General features: G+C 60.3%; 18 protein-coding genes and 4 tRNA genes. 12 read left to right on the plus strand and 10 right to left on the minus strand.

Annotated elements, in window-relative coordinates:
* The first annotated feature begins 79 nt into the window (after positions 1 to 79).
* A complete protein-coding gene (locus tag AD659_RS22755) occupies positions 80 to 3,013 on the plus strand; it encodes a DUF748 domain-containing protein (RefSeq protein ID WP_173667201.1) in 2,934 nt (977 codons plus the stop codon).
* A gap of 1 nt (position 3,014) precedes the next feature.
* Complete coding sequence (locus AD659_RS22760) at positions 3,015 to 3,311, plus strand: DUF2845 domain-containing protein (RefSeq protein ID WP_053125321.1); 297 nt, start codon at positions 3,015 to 3,017, stop codon at positions 3,309 to 3,311.
* A gap of 334 nt (positions 3,312 to 3,645) precedes the next feature.
* Here the strand turns inward: AD659_RS22760 and AD659_RS22765 are convergent, their stop codons facing one another.
* Positions 3,646 to 3,999 carry a BON domain-containing protein gene (locus tag AD659_RS22765; RefSeq protein WP_053125323.1) on the minus strand — a complete coding sequence of 118 codons (354 nt, stop codon included), beginning with the start codon at positions 3,997 to 3,999 and terminating at the stop codon, positions 3,646 to 3,648.
* 287 nt (positions 4,000 to 4,286) lie between these two features.
* Positions 4,287 to 4,706, minus strand: coding sequence for a pilin (locus AD659_RS22770; RefSeq protein ID WP_053125419.1), 420 nt, complete (start codon positions 4,704 to 4,706; stop codon positions 4,287 to 4,289).
* A gap of 224 nt (positions 4,707 to 4,930) precedes the next feature.
* Here AD659_RS22770 and pilB point away from each other — a divergent pair, with 224 nt between their 5' ends.
* From pilB to yacG, 5 genes are read left to right on the plus strand one after another with little or no spacing between them, the layout of a single operon-like run.
* A complete protein-coding gene (gene pilB, locus AD659_RS22775) occupies positions 4,931 to 6,631 on the plus strand; it encodes a type IV-A pilus assembly ATPase PilB (RefSeq protein ID WP_053125325.1) in 1,701 nt (566 codons plus the stop codon).
* 2 nt (positions 6,632 to 6,633) lie between these two features.
* Positions 6,634 to 7,851, plus strand: a complete 1,218-nt coding sequence (locus AD659_RS22780; RefSeq protein WP_053125326.1) for a type II secretion system F family protein — start codon at positions 6,634 to 6,636, stop codon at positions 7,849 to 7,851.
* Between the two features lies 1 nt (position 7,852).
* Complete coding sequence (locus AD659_RS22785; RefSeq protein ID WP_053125328.1) at positions 7,853 to 8,722, plus strand: prepilin peptidase; 870 nt, start codon at positions 7,853 to 7,855, stop codon at positions 8,720 to 8,722.
* A 12-nt stretch (positions 8,723 to 8,734) separates the two neighbouring features.
* On the plus strand, positions 8,735 to 9,358 hold the full coding sequence (coaE, locus tag AD659_RS22790) for a dephospho-CoA kinase (protein ID WP_053125330.1): 624 nt from the start codon (positions 8,735 to 8,737) through the stop codon (positions 9,356 to 9,358).
* Positions 9,355 to 9,561 carry a DNA gyrase inhibitor YacG gene (yacG, locus tag AD659_RS22795; protein ID WP_053125332.1) on the plus strand — a complete coding sequence of 69 codons (207 nt, stop codon included), beginning with the start codon at positions 9,355 to 9,357 and terminating at the stop codon, positions 9,559 to 9,561. The genes coaE and yacG overlap by 4 nt, the downstream gene beginning before the upstream one ends.
* 146 nt (positions 9,562 to 9,707) lie before the next feature.
* Here yacG and AD659_RS22800 read toward each other — a convergent pair whose 3' ends face one another.
* The 3 genes from AD659_RS22800 to AD659_RS22810 all read right to left on the minus strand — a co-directional run bounded on the left by AD659_RS22800 (position 9,708) and on the right by AD659_RS22810 (position 11,106).
* On the minus strand, positions 9,708 to 9,923 hold the full coding sequence (locus AD659_RS22800; protein ID WP_053125334.1) for a hypothetical protein: 216 nt from the start codon (positions 9,921 to 9,923) through the stop codon (positions 9,708 to 9,710).
* 63 nt (positions 9,924 to 9,986) lie between these two features.
* On the minus strand, positions 9,987 to 10,673 hold the full coding sequence (locus AD659_RS22805; protein ID WP_053125337.1) for an energy-coupling factor ABC transporter permease: 687 nt from the start codon (positions 10,671 to 10,673) through the stop codon (positions 9,987 to 9,989).
* A gap of 19 nt (positions 10,674 to 10,692) precedes the next feature.
* Positions 10,693 to 11,106, minus strand: a complete 414-nt coding sequence (locus AD659_RS22810) for a tautomerase family protein (RefSeq protein WP_053125339.1) — start codon at positions 11,104 to 11,106, stop codon at positions 10,693 to 10,695.
* Between the two features lie 153 nt (positions 11,107 to 11,259).
* Between AD659_RS22810 and AD659_RS22815 the strand changes: the two genes are divergently transcribed.
* From AD659_RS22815 to AD659_RS22835, 5 genes are all read left to right on the plus strand, one after another.
* Entirely contained in the window at positions 11,260 to 12,153 is an 894-nt protein-coding gene (locus AD659_RS22815) for a LysR substrate-binding domain-containing protein (protein ID WP_053125341.1), read from the plus strand.
* Positions 12,154 to 12,371: 218 nt separating this feature from the next.
* Positions 12,372 to 12,998 carry a DUF1780 domain-containing protein gene (locus tag AD659_RS22820; RefSeq protein ID WP_025215531.1) on the plus strand — a complete coding sequence of 209 codons (627 nt, stop codon included), beginning with the start codon at positions 12,372 to 12,374 and terminating at the stop codon, positions 12,996 to 12,998.
* Complete coding sequence (locus AD659_RS22825; protein WP_053125343.1) at positions 12,995 to 13,522, plus strand: MOSC domain-containing protein; 528 nt, start codon at positions 12,995 to 12,997, stop codon at positions 13,520 to 13,522. Before AD659_RS22820 ends, AD659_RS22825 begins: the two co-directional genes overlap by 4 nt.
* 52 nt (positions 13,523 to 13,574) lie before the next feature.
* Positions 13,575 to 13,748, plus strand: coding sequence for a DUF3094 family protein (locus AD659_RS22830; RefSeq protein ID WP_039593877.1), 174 nt, complete (start codon positions 13,575 to 13,577; stop codon positions 13,746 to 13,748).
* 60 nt (positions 13,749 to 13,808) lie between these two features.
* On the plus strand, positions 13,809 to 15,107 hold the full coding sequence (locus tag AD659_RS22835; protein ID WP_053125344.1) for an NAD(P)/FAD-dependent oxidoreductase: 1,299 nt from the start codon (positions 13,809 to 13,811) through the stop codon (positions 15,105 to 15,107).
* 156 nt (positions 15,108 to 15,263) lie between these two features.
* Here the strand turns inward: AD659_RS22835 and AD659_RS22840 are convergent, their stop codons facing one another.
* The 5 genes from AD659_RS22840 to AD659_RS22860 all read right to left on the minus strand — a co-directional run bounded on the left by AD659_RS22840 (position 15,264) and on the right by AD659_RS22860 (position 17,448).
* Positions 15,264 to 16,889: a methyl-accepting chemotaxis protein gene (locus tag AD659_RS22840; protein WP_053125346.1), complete on the minus strand. Its 1,626-nt coding sequence runs from the start codon at positions 16,887 to 16,889 to the stop codon at positions 15,264 to 15,266.
* A gap of 147 nt (positions 16,890 to 17,036) precedes the next feature.
* Positions 17,037 to 17,113 (minus strand) — tRNA-Pro (locus AD659_RS22845).
* Between the two features lie 94 nt (positions 17,114 to 17,207).
* Positions 17,208 to 17,283 (minus strand) — tRNA-Lys (locus AD659_RS22850).
* 5 nt (positions 17,284 to 17,288) lie between these two features.
* A tRNA-Pro gene (locus AD659_RS22855) sits at positions 17,289 to 17,365 on the minus strand.
* A gap of 7 nt (positions 17,366 to 17,372) precedes the next feature.
* Positions 17,373 to 17,448: transfer RNA gene (locus AD659_RS22860), tRNA-Asn, on the minus strand.
* Positions 17,449 to 17,660: the final 212 nt, after the last annotated feature.

Here is a 17,660-nt window from a genome sequence, read left to right on the forward strand (position 1 = left end):
CATAAATCACAGTGGCTTCGGAACCGTAAACGCATGCCATACTCCAAGGCACTCCGATTCACACCAGATGAAACCGCACATGCCCAAAGGATTGATTCGCGCTTTCGGCGCCCTGTTGACCGCACTGGCCCTCTACAGTCTGTTGGGTTTCCTGATTCTGCCAGGCATCGCCTTGCGCATCGCCAACCAGCAGTTGGCCGCCCATGCGACGGTGCCGGCCCAAATCCAGCGCATCGAACTCAATCCCTTCAGCCTTGAAGTCACCCTCTGGGGCCTGGACATCGGCGAACCGGGCAAGGAGCAGGTCGGCTTCGAACGGCTGTACGCCAATTTGCAACTCGACAGCCTGTGGTCCGGCGCCCTGCACCTGGTCGACATCGAGCTGGACAAGCCCAAGACCGAGGTCGTGTTCGCCAAGGACGGTCAGCTGAACCTGCTGGGCCTGTTCAAGCTGCCAGCCAGCGAACCGACGCCCACCGATCCCGAGGCCAAACCGTTCCCCTTGCGGGTCGATCGAATCAAACTGGCCGGCGGTTACGTGCATTTCCAGGACCTGCGCCCCAGCGAGCCCATCGAATTTCTCTACGACACCCTCGATTTCGAGCTGAAGAACCTCAGCACCCTGCCCGACGACAACGCCGACATGACCCTGGTGGCCGCCGGCCCCGCAGGCGGACAGATCGACTGGACCGGTAATTTCAGCCTCACACCGATTGCCTCCCAGGGCACGCTCAAGGTCACTGGCGGCCAGATGAAAGCGTGGTGGCCCTACGTGCGCGACGCGGTGCCGCTGGTGTTGGAAAACGGCGTCCTGGACCTCAGCACCGACTATAAGCTCAACCTGGCCAAGGGCACCGAGCTGCTGCTCAATAACGTCGCGGTCAGTGTCGCGCCCTTCGCCATCAAGGCGCCCGACGGCCGTCCATTGGTGAAACTCGAACGCCTGGACGTGAGCGAGACCACGCTCGACCTGGCCAAGCAACAAGTGGTGGTGGGCAAGATCCGCAGCCAGAAACTGGAAACCTGGGCCGCCCGCGAGGCGGACGGGCAGCTGGATTGGCAGAAACTCTTCGCCAGCCAGCCAGCCAAACCGCAGGTCAAGGCGGAGCCGGCCTCCGCTCCAGCGGCGGCCGACTCGCCAAAACCTGAACCGGCACCACCGAGCAAACCGTGGCAGGTGATCTTGAAGGACGTGCAACTGCGCGACTACCAGGTGCATCTGGCCGACCGCCAGGCGCAGCCCGCCGTGGCACTGGAGGTCGGCCCGCTGAACCTCGACCTGCAGAACTACGACACCCTCAACGGCTCGCCCTTTACCCTCAAGCTGGACACCGGAGTAGGCAAACAGGGCAAGATCCTGGCCGACGGCGAGGTCAACCTGAACCCGATCAGCGCCAAACTAAAGGTCAAGACGCAAGACATCGACCTGCGCGTCGCCCAGTCGTACATCAACCCGTTCATTCGCCTGGAGCTGCGGTCCGGGATGCTCGGCAGCGACCTCGCGGTCGACCTCAAGAGCACCGAGCCGCTGGCCTTTGCCGTTACCGGCCGCGCCCAGGTCGATCAGTTGCACACCCTCGACACCCTCAAGACCCGTGACTTCGTCAAATGGCAGAAACTGGTCGTCGAAGGCCTCAACTACCAACACGGCGACAGCCTGTCCATCGACAAGGTCAACCTGTTCCAGCCTTACGCGCGGTTCATGATCAATGACGACCGCACCACCAACGTTGATGACCTGTTGATCCCGCAACCGGCCGACAGCGGCGCGAAGAACACCGCGGCAAAACCGGCCTCCCAGGAAAAACCACTGGGTATCCACATCGGCGGCATCGCCATCAACGACGGTTCGGCCAACTTCGCCGACTTCAGCCTCACACCGAACTTCGCCACGGCCATCCAGCAGCTCAATGGCCAGATCGGCACCATCGACAGCCGCCAGGCCCAACCGGCCAGCGTGGACGTCAAGGGCAAGGTCGACCGTTACGCGCCGGTCACCATCAAGGGCGCGGTCAACCCCTTCGATCCGATGGCCAGCCTCGACATCGCCACCAGTTTCAAACGGGTCGAGCTGACGACCTTGACCCCCTACTCCGGCAAGTTCGCCGGCTATCGCATCCGCAAGGGCCGGCTCAATCTCGACCTGCACTACCGCATCGCCAAGGGCCAGCTCCAGGCGGAGAACAAGGTGGTGGTCGAGCAATTGCAACTGGGGGAAAAAGTCGACAGCCCGGACGCCGTGAGCCTGCCGCTGAAGCTGGCCATCGCGTTGCTCAAGGACTCCGAGGGCAAGATTTCCATCGAACTGCCGGTCAGCGGCAACCTCAACGACCCACAATTCAGCGTCATGCCGATCGTCTGGCAGACCCTGCGCAACCTGGTGGTCCGCGCAGCCCAGGCGCCGTTCAAGCTCATCGGTGGGCTGGTGGCTGGCGGCGGTTCGGAAGACCTGGGCAGCGTCGCATTCGCGCCGGGCTCCAGCGACCTGAACAAGGACAACGAAGGCACGCTGCTCAAACTCTCCGAGGCCCTGGCCAAACGGCCGGAGCTGCGCCTGGAGATCGAAGGCACCGCCGCCGAAAGCAGCGACGGCCCATTGCTCGCCGCCCAGCGCCTGGAACGCGAATACCAGTACAACTACTACAAAATGCTCCAGCGTCGGGGTGACAAGGTTCCGGCCCAGGCTTCGCTGATACAGGTGCCCGAGGATGAAAAGGCGCCGCTGCTCGAAGGCATCTACCGCACGCGCCTCAAGACCCAGCCGCCAGCCGAATGGACGCAATTGGATAAAAAGGCACGCATCGAGAAACTGCGCGAAGGTGTGATCAAATTCTGGAGCGGCAGCGACGTGCTATTGCGCCAGCTGGGCCAGGAACGGGCCAGCAGCATCAAGGATTTCCTGGTAGACAAAGGCCAGTTGGCCGACGACCGCGTGTATTTCATCGACGCCAGCCTCGGCCAGGCCGAAAGCGATGGCCGGGTGATTACCCCTATGCATCTGGATGCCGAATAAGATGAAACCCTGGTATGGGCTCAGCCTGGGTCTGTTGCTCGCCGCTGGCCAGGCATCGGCTGCCAATACGCTGCGCTGCGGCAGCCAGTTGATCAGCGTCGGCGACCGTTCGAGCGAAGTGCTGCAAAAGTGCGGAGAGCCTGCGGCGCGGGATGACCTGGGCTACAAGCGCAGTGTCAATCGCCGGGAGGAATACCCGGTGGAAGAATGGACCTACGGGCCCAACAGCGGCATGTATCAGTACCTGCGTTTCGAGAGGAATCGGCTGGTGGAGATCACCAGCAAGCGGGGGCGGTGAACGGCCCTGCTCCATTCAGCTGGAATGGCGTTGACAGTACCGGCGCCATCGCGAGCAGGCTCGCTCCCACAGTGGATTGGGTTTCGTCAGGCTGAATGCATTTAAATGTGGGAGCGAGCCTGCTCGCGATTAAGAACAACTCGGTTTCCCAGGCGGCCCCACAAACTTCACCCGCACTTTCTCCTCTCGGAATAGAACAGGCCCCCGGCACGAATGTCGGGGGCCTGTAATGGCCACATCCTGTGGCCTTTCGCATGAACTCCAAAGCAACGGCAAGCGTATGACTCAGCTCGCTTACCGTGCCTTCTCCCAGTCCAGGCGAGAAGTCTTGGCCTTACTCGGCTTTCAGGCCGTCAGCCGATACGGCCTTGACGCCTTTGATTTTCTTGGCGATTGCCACGGCGGTATCTTTCTGAGCATCAGTCACGGCAACGGTGGACGACAGCGACACGACGCCTTTGTTGGTTTCGACTTTGATGTCGGTGCCTGGAATGCCTTTTTCGGTGACCAGGTCAGCTTTGACCTTGGTGGTGATCCAGGTATCGGAGGTGGCTTCCTTGGCTTCTGTCACTTCGCCTGCAGCCAGCATCATTGGCGCCTGAGTTGCTTGAGTGGTCTCGGCGAATGCGCTAGCCATGGTCAGGGTCAGTGCGGTAGCAGCGGCGGCAGTGATAGCGAACTTCTTCATACGAGTAACTCCTGTTTTTCTCAGAAACTGCCGGAGATGCATCCCGGCAGGGTTATCAGGAGTAGTGCGAAGGCTGTGCCAGTTTTGAAAAATTTATAAATGACTTATAAATCAGTAGGTTAAGCGAAGCGGCAATTTCCACAATCATGCAAAATGCATGACCTGCCGATTTTCGACATGCAAGTTGCGGGTTTCGCTTGCTCGCTAAGCCTCTGAATTCCTGAACATTTCCAATTTCCAATAAAAAAGCCCCGGTGTTTAAGCGGGGCCGAGTCAACCGGAATTGGTTATGGGTTCGCAGCACCGGTACAGCCAGTCGGCAAGAATTCCTGGGCAGCAGTAGAAGCACAGGTCCAGACACCCGCAGCCGAACGAGAGAGCGTAATCGTCCTACCCTGGACGAGCGCAGGCGAATTGAGGAGAGAACAAGCAATCGTGCCCGCACCGGCCGCCGCTGTGCCTGTAATGGTGATAGTGCAGTTACTGGTAGGTGAGGTGATGCCCATGTTGGCGATCGTCGGGTCCACCCCTCGATTCATGTTGTCCTCGTATGGCACCTTGAATGCAGTGATTTCCGCCAGGCCGGCCGTCACCTTGGCCCGCGCCTGATACCTGGAATACTGCGGCAACGCGAACGTCGCCAGAATGCCGATGATCGCCACGACGATCAGCAGCTCGATCAGCGTAAAGCCCTTCTGCTTATTCATAGACATCTCCCATGCATGAGCCGAAATCTCATGTCCTGAAACGGCCATTGCAGGGCACATGCCAACCCTGAAGCCCCATCATCAAAGGGGCTTGGACCCGCACAACGGCGACGTCCTACCTCAACAACCGCACTATCTGACGTTTTTTGTCACCCAAACCCGCTGGTTTGGCGTCGATGCTTGACTAGGCTATAAGTCATGAACTGTCCGCGTCCGGTATCCCCATGAATGACATCGCCCTCAGCGGCCTGACCAAGCAATTGGTGCTGGCCGAACTGCTCACCGAGCAAAGTGCGCAACAGGCGTATCAACAGGCCCAGCGCAGTCGCATCCCGCTGGTCAGCTACCTGGTACAGAACCGGCTGGTGCAAAGCCGTCAGATCGCGGAAATCGCCTCGGAGCATTTCGGCGTGGCCCTGCTGGACCTCAACAGCCTGGACAAGGAAGCCCAGCCCACCGGCCTGGTCAGTGAAAAACTGGTGCGCCAGCACCACGCCCTGCCGCTGTGGCGACGCGGCAACAAGCTGTACGTGGGCATCTCCGACCCGACCAATCACCAGGCCATCAATGACATCCAGTTCAGCACCGGCCTGACCACCGAAGCCATCCTGGTGGAGGACGACAAGCTCAGCGATGCCATCGAAAAGTTCTTCGAATCCAGTAGCACAGGCCTGGAAGGCATGGGCGATGTCGACCTCGACGGCCTGGATATCGAATCGATCGACGACACCAGGCAGGACTCCATCGGCGGCCAGGACACCGACGATGCGCCCGTGGTGCGTTTCGTCAACAAGATGCTGCTGGACGCGATCAAGGGCGGTTCTTCCGACCTGCACTTCGAGCCCTACGAAAAGACTTATCGGGTGCGGGTGCGCACCGACGGCATGCTGCGAGAAGTGGCCAGGCCGCCGATCCAGCTGGCGACCCGCATCGCCGCCCGCCTGAAGGTCATGGCCAGCCTCGATATTTCCGAACGGCGCAAGCCCCAGGACGGCCGGCTGAAAATGCGCCTGTCGAAAACCAAGTCCATCGACTTCCGGGTCAACACCCTGCCGACGCTTTGGGGCGAAAAGGTAGTGATCCGGATCCTCGACCCGTCCAGCGCGCAAATGGGCATCGATGCCCTGGGCTACGAGCCGGACCAGAAAGACCTGTACATGGCCGCCCTCAAGCAACCGCAAGGGCTGATCCTGGTCACCGGCCCGACCGGCTCGGGCAAGACCGTGTCGCTGTACACAGGGCTGAATATCCTCAACACCGTGGACATCAACATTTCCACCGCCGAAGATCCGGTGGAGATCAACATGGAAGGCATCAACCAGGTCAACGTGAATCCGCGCCAAGGGCTGGACTTCGCCCAGGCCCTGCGCTCGTTCCTGCGCCAGGACCCGGACGTGATCATGGTCGGCGAGATCCGCGACCTGGAAACCGCCGAGATCGCCATCAAGGCCGCCCAGACCGGGCACCTGGTGCTTTCCACCCTGCACACCAACAGCGCCGCCGAAACCCTGATCCGCTTGCAGAACATGGGTATCCCGGGGTTCAACATCGCCACCGCCGTGCACCTGATCATCGCCCAGCGGCTGGCGCGCAAGCTGTGCAACCATTGCAAGAAGGCCATCGAGATTCCCGAGGAAACCTTGCTCAAGGAAGGTTTCCCCCGGGAACGCATCGGCTCATTCACGATCTATGAGCCGGTCGGTTGCGAACAGTGCAACCACGGTTACAAAGGGCGCGTGGGGGTTTACGAAGTGGTCAAGAACACGCCAGAGCTGCAACGGTTGATCATGGCCGAGGGCAACTCACTGGAAATCGATCTGCAGATGCGCAAGGACGGCTTCAATGACCTGCGCGCATCGGGGCTGCTCAAAGTGATGCAGGGCGTTACCAGCCTCGAAGAAATCAACCGGGTCACCAAGGATTGAGCATGGCGGTCAAGGCAGTAAAAACCGACGTCTATACGTGGGAAGGCAAAGACCGCAAAGGCGCGAAAATGACCGGCGAGTTGACAGGCCAGAGCCCGGCCCTGGTCAAGGCACAGTTGCGCAAGCAAGGCATCAACCCGGAGAAGGTACGCAAGAAATCCACCTCGATATTCAGCAAGGGCAAGCGCATCAAGCCGCTGGATATCGCCCTCTTCACTCGCCAGATGGCGACGATGCTCAAGGCTGGCGTGCCGCTGTTGCAGGCGTTCGACATCATCGGCGAAGGCTTCGACAACCCCAACATGCGCAAGCTGGTGGATCAGGTGAAGCAGGAAGTCGCCGCCGGCAACAGCTTCGCCGCCTCGCTGCGCAAATGCCCGCAATATTTCGACGAGCTGTACTGCAACCTGGTGGACGCCGGCGAACAGGCCGGTGCCCTGGATACGCTGTTGGACCGGGTCGCGACCTACAAGGAAAAGAGCGAAGCCCTCAAGGCCAAGATCAAGAAAGCCATGACCTACCCGACGGCGGTGATACTCGTCGCAGCGGTGGTCACCGGCATCCTGTTGGTCAAGGTGGTGCCGCAGTTCGAATCGGTCTTCTCCGGGTTCGGGGCACAGCTGCCGGCCTTCACGGTGATGGTCATCGGCCTGTCGGAGTTCATGCAGCAATCGTGGTGGTTGCTGCTGGGCGGTTTGGCGGGAGCGTTTTTCGGGGTGAAATATGCCCTCAAGCGGTCCCAGGCGTTTCGTGACTGGCGAGACAAGTGGCTGCTCAAGCTCCCCTTGATCGGCACCTTGATGTACAAGTCCGCCGTGGCTCGCTTTGCCCGAACGCTCTCGACCACCTTCGCCGCCGGCGTGCCGCTGGTCGAAGCCCTCGACTCGGTGTCGGGCGCCACCGGCAACGTGGTGTTCAAGCGCGCCGTGCAGCGCATCCGCCAGGACGTCTCCACCGGCATGCAGTTGAATTTTTCCATGCGCGCGTCAGGGATCTTTCCGAACCTGGCCATCCAGATGACCGCCATCGGCGAGGAATCCGGCGCGCTGGACGACATGCTCGACAAGGTCGCGAGCTTTTATGAGGCCGAAGTGGACAATCTGGTGGACAACCTCACCAGCCTGATGGAACCCTTCATCATGGTGATCCTGGGGATCGTCGTCGGTGGCCTGGTGGTTGCCATGTACCTGCCCATCTTTCAACTCGGCTCTGCGATCTGACATGCCCCTGAGCGAATTTTTCGTGCTGTATCCCCTGGCTTTCGTGCTCGTTGCGGCATTGCTCGGCCTGATCATCGGCAGCTTCCTCAACGTGCTGGTGTGGCGCCTGCCGAAGATGCTCGACCGCGAATGGCGCCTGCAAGCCCACGACCTGCTGGGCCTGCCAGCCGAAACCCCGGGCCCGGTCTACAACCTGATGCTGCCCCACTCCCAGTGCCCGCACTGCGACCATCGCATCCGCGCCTGGGAAAACATCCCGGTGTTCAGCTACGTGATGTTGCGTGGCCGCTGTTCGAGCTGCGCCGCGCCCATCGGCAGGCGTTACCCACTGACCGAATTGACCTGCGGCGCGTTGTCGGGGTTCGTCGCCTGGCATTTCGGCTTCGGCTGGCAAGCCGGCATGGTGATGGTGTTGACCTGGGGTCTGCTGGGCATGAGCCTGATCGACGCCGAGCATCAATTGCTGCCCGACACCTTGGTGTTACCGTTGTTGTGGCTGGGCTTGATCATCAACAGCTTCGGGCTGTTCGTCTCCCTGGACCAGGCGATGTGGGGCGCGGTGGCCGGTTACCTGGCGCTGTGGTCGGTGTTCTGGGTGTTCAAGCTGATCACTGGCAAGGAAGGCATGGGCTATGGGGACTTCAAGCTGCTGGCGATGCTCGGCGCCTGGGGTGGCTGGCAGGTCCTGCCGCTGACGCTGCTGTTGTCGTCGCTGGTGGGCGCCATTATCGGGGTCATTGTGTTGCGCCTGCGAGACGCTCCAGGGTCAACGCAAATCCCCTTTGGACCTTATCTGGCCATTGCCGGCTGGATTGCCTTGCTCTGGGGTGGTCAAATAACCGACTTCTATTGGCAGTCTGTCGGTTTCTAATGTCGATCTTTTATGAATAACCCTCTGGAAAAACCCTGGATTCTCGGCCTGACCGGTGGCATCGGCAGCGGCAAGAGCGCGGCGGCCCAGCATTTTATCGATCTGGGCGTGCACGTCATCGACGCCGATCACGCCGCTCGCTGGGTGGTCGAACCCGGGCGCCCGGCGCTGGCGAACATCGCCGAGCACTTCGGCCCCGGCGTATTGCAGGCCGACGGCGCCCTGGATCGGGCGGCGCTGCGCAAGCTGATTTTCGAAAATACCGATGAACGCCGCTGGCTCGAGGCGCTGCTGCATCCGCTGATCGCCGAGGAAATCGCCCATCACCTGGCCCAGGCACAATCGTCCTACGCGATCCTGGTGTCGCCACTGCTGATCGAGTCAGGCCAGTACGCCATGACCCAGCGGGTCCTGGTGATCGATGCGCCGGAACAGCTGCAGATCGAACGTACGTTGCAGCGCGACCAGACCAGCGAGCAGCAGGTCCAGGCGATCCTCAAGGCCCAGTCCAGCCGCCAGGATCGCCTGAGCCATGCCGACGACGTGGTGGTCAACGACCGCGACCTCGCCTGGCTGCACAGCGAGGTCGAGCGCCTGCATCACTTTTACCTTACTTTGCGTGGAGGCCAATCATGAGCCAAACCCCAACCGTTGATTGCCCAACCTGCGGCGCCCCTGTGGAATGGAGCCCGCAGAGCAAATTCCGGCCGTTCTGTTCCGATCGCTGCAAACTGATCGACCTCGGCGCCTGGGCGTCGGAAGAACACAAGATTCCCGTGGCCCCGGACGCCGAGGATGAGTTGTTCAGCGAAGACTTCAACCCTCGCTCCCATCACTAAGGCCCGGTATGAATCATTGTGGCGAGGGAGCTTGCTCCCGCTTGAGCGCGAAGCACTCATCGTTTTTTAGGGGCCGCTACGCGCCCCAGCGGGAGCAAGCTCCCTCGCCACGGGCTCATTGTCATCTCAGGTAACGGGGTTATCCCCTAAGGCCGCATGAAACCGTAGTCCTGTTCGTCGTCGAGGTTTTCCGCGAGGAAACTCAACTCGTCGGCCAGGTCTTCAGCACTGCGCACTGTCTTGCTCTGCTGCACGATGGCACTGAGCAAGGCACGCAGACTCAAGCCCGGGTCGAAACCGATCTCCATGGCGGCGTCGTGGCTACGCCTGATCTCTTGTCTCGCCCACTCATAAACACTCATGGTTGTGCTCCTGGAAGTTTTCCAGAGCATGAAGGGCGTGCGACGGGGCAGCCTTGACGTGAATCAAGGCTTGCCGTCATCGTTCCACGGTGCCGACAGGTAGCGCGTGCGGTTGAAGGTTTCCAGCCATTCGGGACTGAACACCACCAACGCACTGATCACCATGCCATTGATGAACGCCTCGGGAAAGATGATCAGCCAGAGGTAGCCAATGAAGTCTTCCAGCCAGTAAGGCATGGCGAATATACCGTCGTACCACAGCAGGCCAAGCCCCAGCAGCAGGCACGCCAACGCCGAAAGCGCGGCGGCGAGAAAACCCGAACAGAAGATGTACACGAACAGATTGCGCGGCTGTGCGCGCTCCACCAGGATCGCGCAACACTCGGTGACGAGCACCGGCAACAGGATCAGCAGCGCGCCGTTGACCCCGACCGCCGCCATGTCCTGACGCCCCAGCAGCACCAACGCAAGCTGCGCACACAGGCCACCCAGGATCGCCAACGGCCAGTCCAGCAGCAGCGTCACGGCGGTCATGCCGATGAAATGATACGAGACACCGGTATCGAAATCCCGCCGCACCAGCCACAGCATGAACAACGCCAGCACCGTGCCGAACAACAGGTGCTGGCGACGACTGTCGGTGAACAGCTCGACCCACGGCACCCGCACCACCGCCCAGGCCAACACAGGCACATACACCAGCCAGCCGGCCGCCAGAGTCTGCGATGAAAGCAGTTCGGCACCGATCATGGGCTACTCCGTTCGTTCGCTATTCAGGAGCGACACCTCCTGATTGTTGTACCAAGGCCATTGCAAACTTACCAAAGCCTACCGACCAATCCGAATAGTCATTCTCATGCATGAAGATGAAAACGTCTTGCGGACGAACCTGGGCTTGAATGCCGAGATTGTCGACAATTCTTTTGTAGAGCTCGCGCTTCATCGCATCACTGCGGCCCCTGCGCATCGTAATCTCAATCACGATCAAATGGTCTGAACGATCCACACCGTTGAACGTACGGCTGTAGAAAAACTGCTCAGGGTCATAGTCCGTGACCAGGTTGAACAATTCATCCTCGGGCATGCCAATGCTCTCGACCAGCGCTTGGTGTATGCCATCGACAATACGCTGACGTTGCGGCTGGCTGGTGCCCTTGATGACGGAGGTACGAACGAATGGCATGTGAGGTGCTCTCAATTTGATTGGAAAAAAAGCTCCCCAGTCGTCGCAACGTTGAATATTCGACAAACCCTGGAAAGCTGGGGAATTCTGCGAAAACCGCACAGTGCCGGATATCGATTTATGCGCCCGATGTAATTGAGTTAAAGTCACTTGATGAAACGTCACCTACCGCCATTGAATGCACTTCGTACCTTCGAGGCGGCTGCCCGCCTGGGCAAAATGACCGCTGCCGCCGAGGAGCTGTTCGTCACCCCTGGTGCTGTCAGCCGCCAGGTACGCCAGTTGGAGCTGAGCCTTGGCGTGGACCTGTTCGAAGGCCCAAAGAACAAACCCCAGCTCACCCCTGCCGGAAAAGAACTCCTGCCAGCGTTGACGGCCGCGCTGGATCGGATCGAGGCCGCGGTGGGCAGGGTCCGAGACACGGCGACAGGCACCCTGGACGTGTCCTGCTTCAGCACGTTCACGGTCAAATGGCTGATTCCCCGTCTTTTCGACTTCAACACGACTTACCCGCAAATCAAGATCCGCTTGAGTTCACCGGTCCATGGGACCGATCCGGGCCGGGACCGCTATGACGTGATGATCACGGCAGAACAGGACGTCGTGGATGAACGCGAAAACACCGTTCTGTTGTTTCCCGAACGATTGGGCATCGTTTTGGCGCCTTCCTTATCCGCGCGTATCCAATTGACTGACTTGAGCTCGATTTTCCGCCATCCCCTCCTGCACACTAAAACCCGTCCGGATGCCTGGACGAGTTGGGGCGATGCGATGGGACACCCGACCAGCGCGCCGGCCGGGCTGGAATACGAACATTATTACTTTACGTTGGAGGCGGCGATTGCCGGCCTGGGGATTTGCGTCGCCCCATGGCACCTGGTGGCCGATGACATTCGCCTGGGTCGCCTGATTGCACCGTTCGGATTTCAGCCAAGCCACTACACCTATATCGCGAAGCGCAGCGCGCAACACAGCAAGAAACTGGATCTGTTCTGCGCCTGGTTGGCGCACCAGGCTGAACAGGATGGCCTGCTGGGCCCTGCCTGAGGCTCATCCTGTGGGAGCGGGCTTGCTCGCGAAGGCGGCATTACAGTCAACGATGATGTTGAATGTGCTGTCCTCTTCGCGAGCAAGCCCGCTCCCACAATGGGGCCTGCGGTGTACATGAGTTTTGTGGCAACAGCATCACCTGCCTGAGCGAAAATTTCGCCCCATCACAACAGCTTTATTTTTTTTGATCACATTTGAACGCTAAGCTTGGGCACATGGATGATTCCGATTACTTACGCCTGCTGACCATCGCGGCCGAGCAAGCCAACGCCTTTCTCTCCAATGCCCGCAAATGGGAGCGTGAGCGTTGGGTCTGCCAGCGTCTGCTGCAAGGGCTGAACGTGCCTTATCGCGCTGACGAGTTTGCCCCGGCCGGCGAGCCGCCGGACGTGCTGTTTCGCGATGCCAATTTCGAGGTGTTTTTCGTGCTCGACGAGGGCCGCCGCCTCAATGACGAATGGCGCGATGAACTGCAACGCCGTCGCAGCGCCTTCTCCCTGAGCCAACTGGTGCGTCGCGAAGCCAAGCCCCGGCGGATTCCGGCCAATGAATTCCTGATGCGCCTGGCCCCGACCCTGCGCAAGAAAGCCCACAACTACACCGAGCGCGGCATGGACCTGGGGGACCTGGACATCATCGCCTTTGCCAGCCTCAAGCGCGAAGTGCTGGACCTCAACAGCCACTTCCCCCCGCCGACTGAATACCTGCGCCAGGGCTGGCGCTCGCTGTCGCTGGTGGGTCCGACGTTCGCCCGGGTGCTGTTCGCCCATCCCGATGCACCGGATTTCCTGCGGGGCAACCTGGGCCGCAGCATCGTCTTCGATGTCGGGATCAGCCTGTGAGCCCTCTACAGGAACTGATCGCCGCCGTGCCGCAGCAGGGCTGTGTACGCTGGATTGGCGTGCGCCCCCAGGGCCATGCGCCGATGATCGAACTGGACGCCGTTGAGGCCCGCCTGGAAGCCGGACTGACCGGCGACCATGCCCGCCCCGGTGTGCGCAATGCGCGGCAGGTGACACTGATCCAATGGGAACACCTGGCCGTGATCGGCTCGCTGATGGGCCGCCCCGAGAACCAACCGCTGCGCCCCCAAGAGCTTCGACGCAACATTGTGGTCAGCGGGATCAATCTGTTCAGCCTCAAGGGCCGGCGCTTTCGCATCGGCCAAGCCGTCTTTGAAACCACCGGCTGGTGCCAGCCCTGCACCCGATTGGAGCGAAACCTCGGTGAAGGTACGTTCCAGGCCGTACGCGGCCATGGCGGAATCACCGCCCGGGTGTTAAAAAGTGGAATCATTCGCCTGGACGACAGCCTGATCGTCGAACCCGTTCCGGCGAGCGGCTACGCTGCTTTCAATGCCGGCTAGCCGGACGCTGTAACGTCTTCACACTCCGCAACGTCTACCTGACGAGGCCTTTATGACCAGTCGCCTGAACCCAGATGACCAGAAGCATGTCGAAGAGTACCTGCAACTGTCCCAGCACCGAGTCGAGCGCCGGCCTTTCCGGCCGTGGATGCTCCTGGTGGTGGTACTGGCCATCACGATTGGCCTGGGCCTGTTGAGCCGACTGATCAGTTACCTGACGCTATGAGTTGCATGGCACTCGCGCGGGTAACAGCACCGAATTCCTTTAGCCTTGCGAGATATCCCCATGACTCATCGTATTGTCATCGTTGGCGGCGGCGCCGGCGGCCTGGAGTTGGCTACCCGTCTGGGTAAGACTCTGGGCAAGCGCGGCACGGCCAGCGTGATGCTGGTCGACGCGAACCTGACCCACATCTGGAAACCCCTGCTGCATGAAGTGGCTGCCGGCTCCCTGAACTCTTCCGAAGACGAACTCAACTACGTTGCCCAGGCAAAATGGAACCACTTCGAGTTCCAGCTCGGGCGCATGAGCGGCCTGGATCGGGAGAACAAGCGAATCCAATTGGCCGCCACCTATGACGAGGCGGGCGTCGAGCTGTTGCCGGCCCGGGAACTGGGCTACGACACGCTGGTGATCGCGGTTGGCAGTACCACCAACGATTTCGGCACCGAAGGCGCGGCGCAGCACTGCCTGTTCCTCGACACCCGCAAGCAGGCCGAGCGCTTCCATCAGCAACTGCTCCACCACTACCTGCGGGCCCACGCCGGGCAGACCGACATCGTCGAGCGCATCAGCGTCGCCATCGTCGGCGCCGGTGCGACCGGGGTCGAGCTGGCGGCCGAGCTGCACAATGCCGCCCACGAACTGCACGCCTACGGCCTGGACCGGATCAAACCGGAGAACATGCACATCACCCTGATCGAGGCCGGCCCACGGGTCTTGCCAGCGCTGCCAGAGCGTATCGGCGGACCGGTGCACAAGACCCTGGAAAAACTCGGGGTCAACGTCATGACCAACGCCGCCGTCAGCCAGGTGACCGCCGACAGCCTGATTACCGCCGATGGCAAAGTGATCGACGCAAGCCTGAAAGTCTGGGCCGCCGGGATTCGCGCACCTGAATTCCTCAAGGACATCGATGGGCTGGAAACCAACCGGATCAATCAACTGCAAGTGCTGCCGACGCTACAGACCACCCGCGACGAGAACATCTTCGCCTTCGGCGACTGCGCCGCCTGCCCGCAACCCGGCAGCGATCGCAACGTTCCACCCCGCGCCCAGGCCGCGCACCAGCAGGCCTCGCTGCTGGCCAAGTCCCTGAAGCTGCGGATCGAAGGCAAGGCTTTGCCTGAATACAAATACACCGACTACGGCTCGCTGATCTCGCTGTCACGCTTCTCGGCGGTGGGCAACCTGATGGGCAACCTGACCGGCAGCGTGATGCTCGAAGGCTGGTTGGCGCGGATGTTCTATGTGTCGCTGTACCGCATGCACCAGATGGCACTGTACGGCATGTTCCGCACGGCCATGCTGATGCTGGGCAGCAAGATCGGACGCGGGACCGAGCCTCGGCTGAAGTTGCATTGAGGCAGCAGCACTGAGTTTGAATGGTCCACCGCCTTCGCGAGCAGGCTCGCTCCCACAGTTGATCGAGGTCATCCTGTGGGAGCGAGCCTGCTCGCGAAGACGCCAGTGCAGTCAAAAATTATCTAAAAGATAAAACTCAATCTGCGCAACCACCGATCAAACCTGAAACCGCTGCACCATCGTGCGCAGCGAATTCGCCAGTTGTGACAGCTCATGGCTGGAGGCACTGGTCTGGTCCGCGCCGGAAGCCGAGCGCACGGACAAATCACGAATGTTCACCAGGTTGCGATCCACCTCGCGGGCGACTTGCGCCTGCTCTTCGGCGGCGCTGGCGATCACCAGATTGCGTTCATGGATTTCGCTGACCGACGCCGTGATGGTCTGCAGTGCTTCCCCTGCCCGCTCCGCCATGGCCAGGGTGCTGGCGGCGCGACTGGAGCTGGCCTGCATGGAGTCGAGTGCCTGGGTGGCACCGCTGCGCATGCCTTGGACCATTTGCTCGATTTCCTGGGTCGATTGCTGCGTGCGATAAGCCAGCGCCCGGACCTCATCGGCCACCACCGCAAACCCACGTCCGCTCTCCCCCGCCCGGGCCGCCTCAATGGCCGCGTTGAGGGCCAGCAGGTTGGTCTGCTCGGCGATGGCGCGGATCACGTCCAGCACCTTGCCGATGTCCTGCGACTGGTTGGCCAGCGATTGCACCAGGCCGCCGGTCACTTGCACATCGCTGGCAAGAGCGCCGATGGCCTCGACCGTGTCGCTGACCCGCTGCTGGCCCAAGGACGCCGATTCACTGGACTGACGCGTGGCATCGGAGGTGGAAACCGCGTTGCGCGCCACTTCTTCCACGGCAGTGGTCATCTCGGTGACGGCAGTGGCGGCCTGTTCGATTTCATTGTTCTGTTGCTGCAGGCTTTGAGTGCTGTCGAGGGTGACTGCGTTCAGTTCGTCAGCCGCGGTGGCCAGTTGCGCGGCTGAGCCACTGATGCCCTGCAATGTCTCACGCAGATTCTGTTGCATGGCCGCCAACGCCTTGAGCAAGCGGCTCACTTCGTCGTTGCCATGGGTCTCGATTGGCCGGGTCAGGTCACCCCGGGCGACACTCTCCGCAGCATCCAGCGCCTCGCCCAAGGGCTTGACGATGCTGCGCGTGAGCAACATGGCCAGGGCCACCGTGGCCAGGGCGGCAAGCACAATGAACAGGCTGACGATCATGCGGGAATTGGCGTAGTGCTCCTGGGACTTCTGGCTCTCGATGGACACCTGCTTGGAAAACAACTCGGCCAGATCGTTGAGCTGCTTGCCGGAACCGTCCACCACGGTCTTCATGTCCACCAGCAGCAACTTGATCAGTTCGTCCCGACGCCCCTGTTCCGCCAGAGTGAAGGATTGCGCGATACCGGTACGGTACGCAGCGAAGGTCTGCTTGAACTGGTCGTAAAGGACCTTGCCTTCAGGCGTCACGACGAGTTTTTCGTAGGCGGCGATTTTTTCGCCCAACTCTTTATCGCGCGTGTCCATTTGTCCGCGGTACACCGGGATGTTCTTCGGGTCCTGGTCCAGGGCCATGCGCAAGGAAATGGTGCGGATCCGCAGCATCCATTCGCGGATCTCATCCCCTCCGCGAATGCTGGGCAGCCATTGGGTTTCCACGGCCACTTCACTGTCACGAATGCTCGACATCTGCCCCAGCGCAAACACCCCGAGCAACGCCACCAGCACGGCGATCAAGGCAAAACCCAACGCGGCACGGGGGGCGATATTCAACTGACGAAGAAACATAACGGGGTGCCTTTTTTTATTGTTGGCCTGAGATGGGGCCATGCCCCTGTCGGAGGGTTATCGGCAGGTTGTACGACGACTTAAGTCAGTCCGCTTTATCACAGGCAAAAAAAATCCCCGTATCTTTCGATACGAGGATTTTTAATATGGTCGGGGTAAGGGGATTCGAACTCCTGACATCCTGCTCCCAAAGCAGGCGCGCTACCGGACTGCGCTATACCCCGGTAAAAAAAAGGCGACCTTTGCAAGTCGCCTTCCTCGATCAGCGCTTTTGGCCTCTGATCTTAAGATTCGATTCCAGCGAGCTGGTTTCAAAAATGGTGGGTCGTGTGGGATTCGAACCTACGACCAATTGGTTAAAAGCCAACTGCTCTACCAACTGAGCTAACGACCCAAATATGGTCGGGGTAAGGGGATTCGAACTCCTGACATCCTGCTCCCAAAGCAGGCGCGCTACCGGACTGCGCTATACCCCGATTGAAATGGCTCCGTGACCAGGACTCGAACCTGGGACCCAATGATTAACAGTCATTTGCTCTACCGACTGAGCTATCACGGAACTGATATTTCAAGTTACTGCAATTTTGAAGCTACATCGTTGAATCTCGCTTCAACCTCTTCCACCGTCTGCATCGCTGCGTTCGTGTGTCTGAGGCGCGCTATTCTACAATTTTCAAAACCTCTGTCAACCCCTTAAATTGCTTTCAAGACAATGATTTGCAACTTATTTTGGATTCCTTCTCAGTGAGAAGTCGCCCTTGGGGTGACGTA

It is taken from the genome of Pseudomonas thivervalensis, assembly GCF_001269655.1.
Taxonomy (GTDB): domain Bacteria; phylum Pseudomonadota; class Gammaproteobacteria; order Pseudomonadales; family Pseudomonadaceae; genus Aquipseudomonas; species Aquipseudomonas thivervalensis.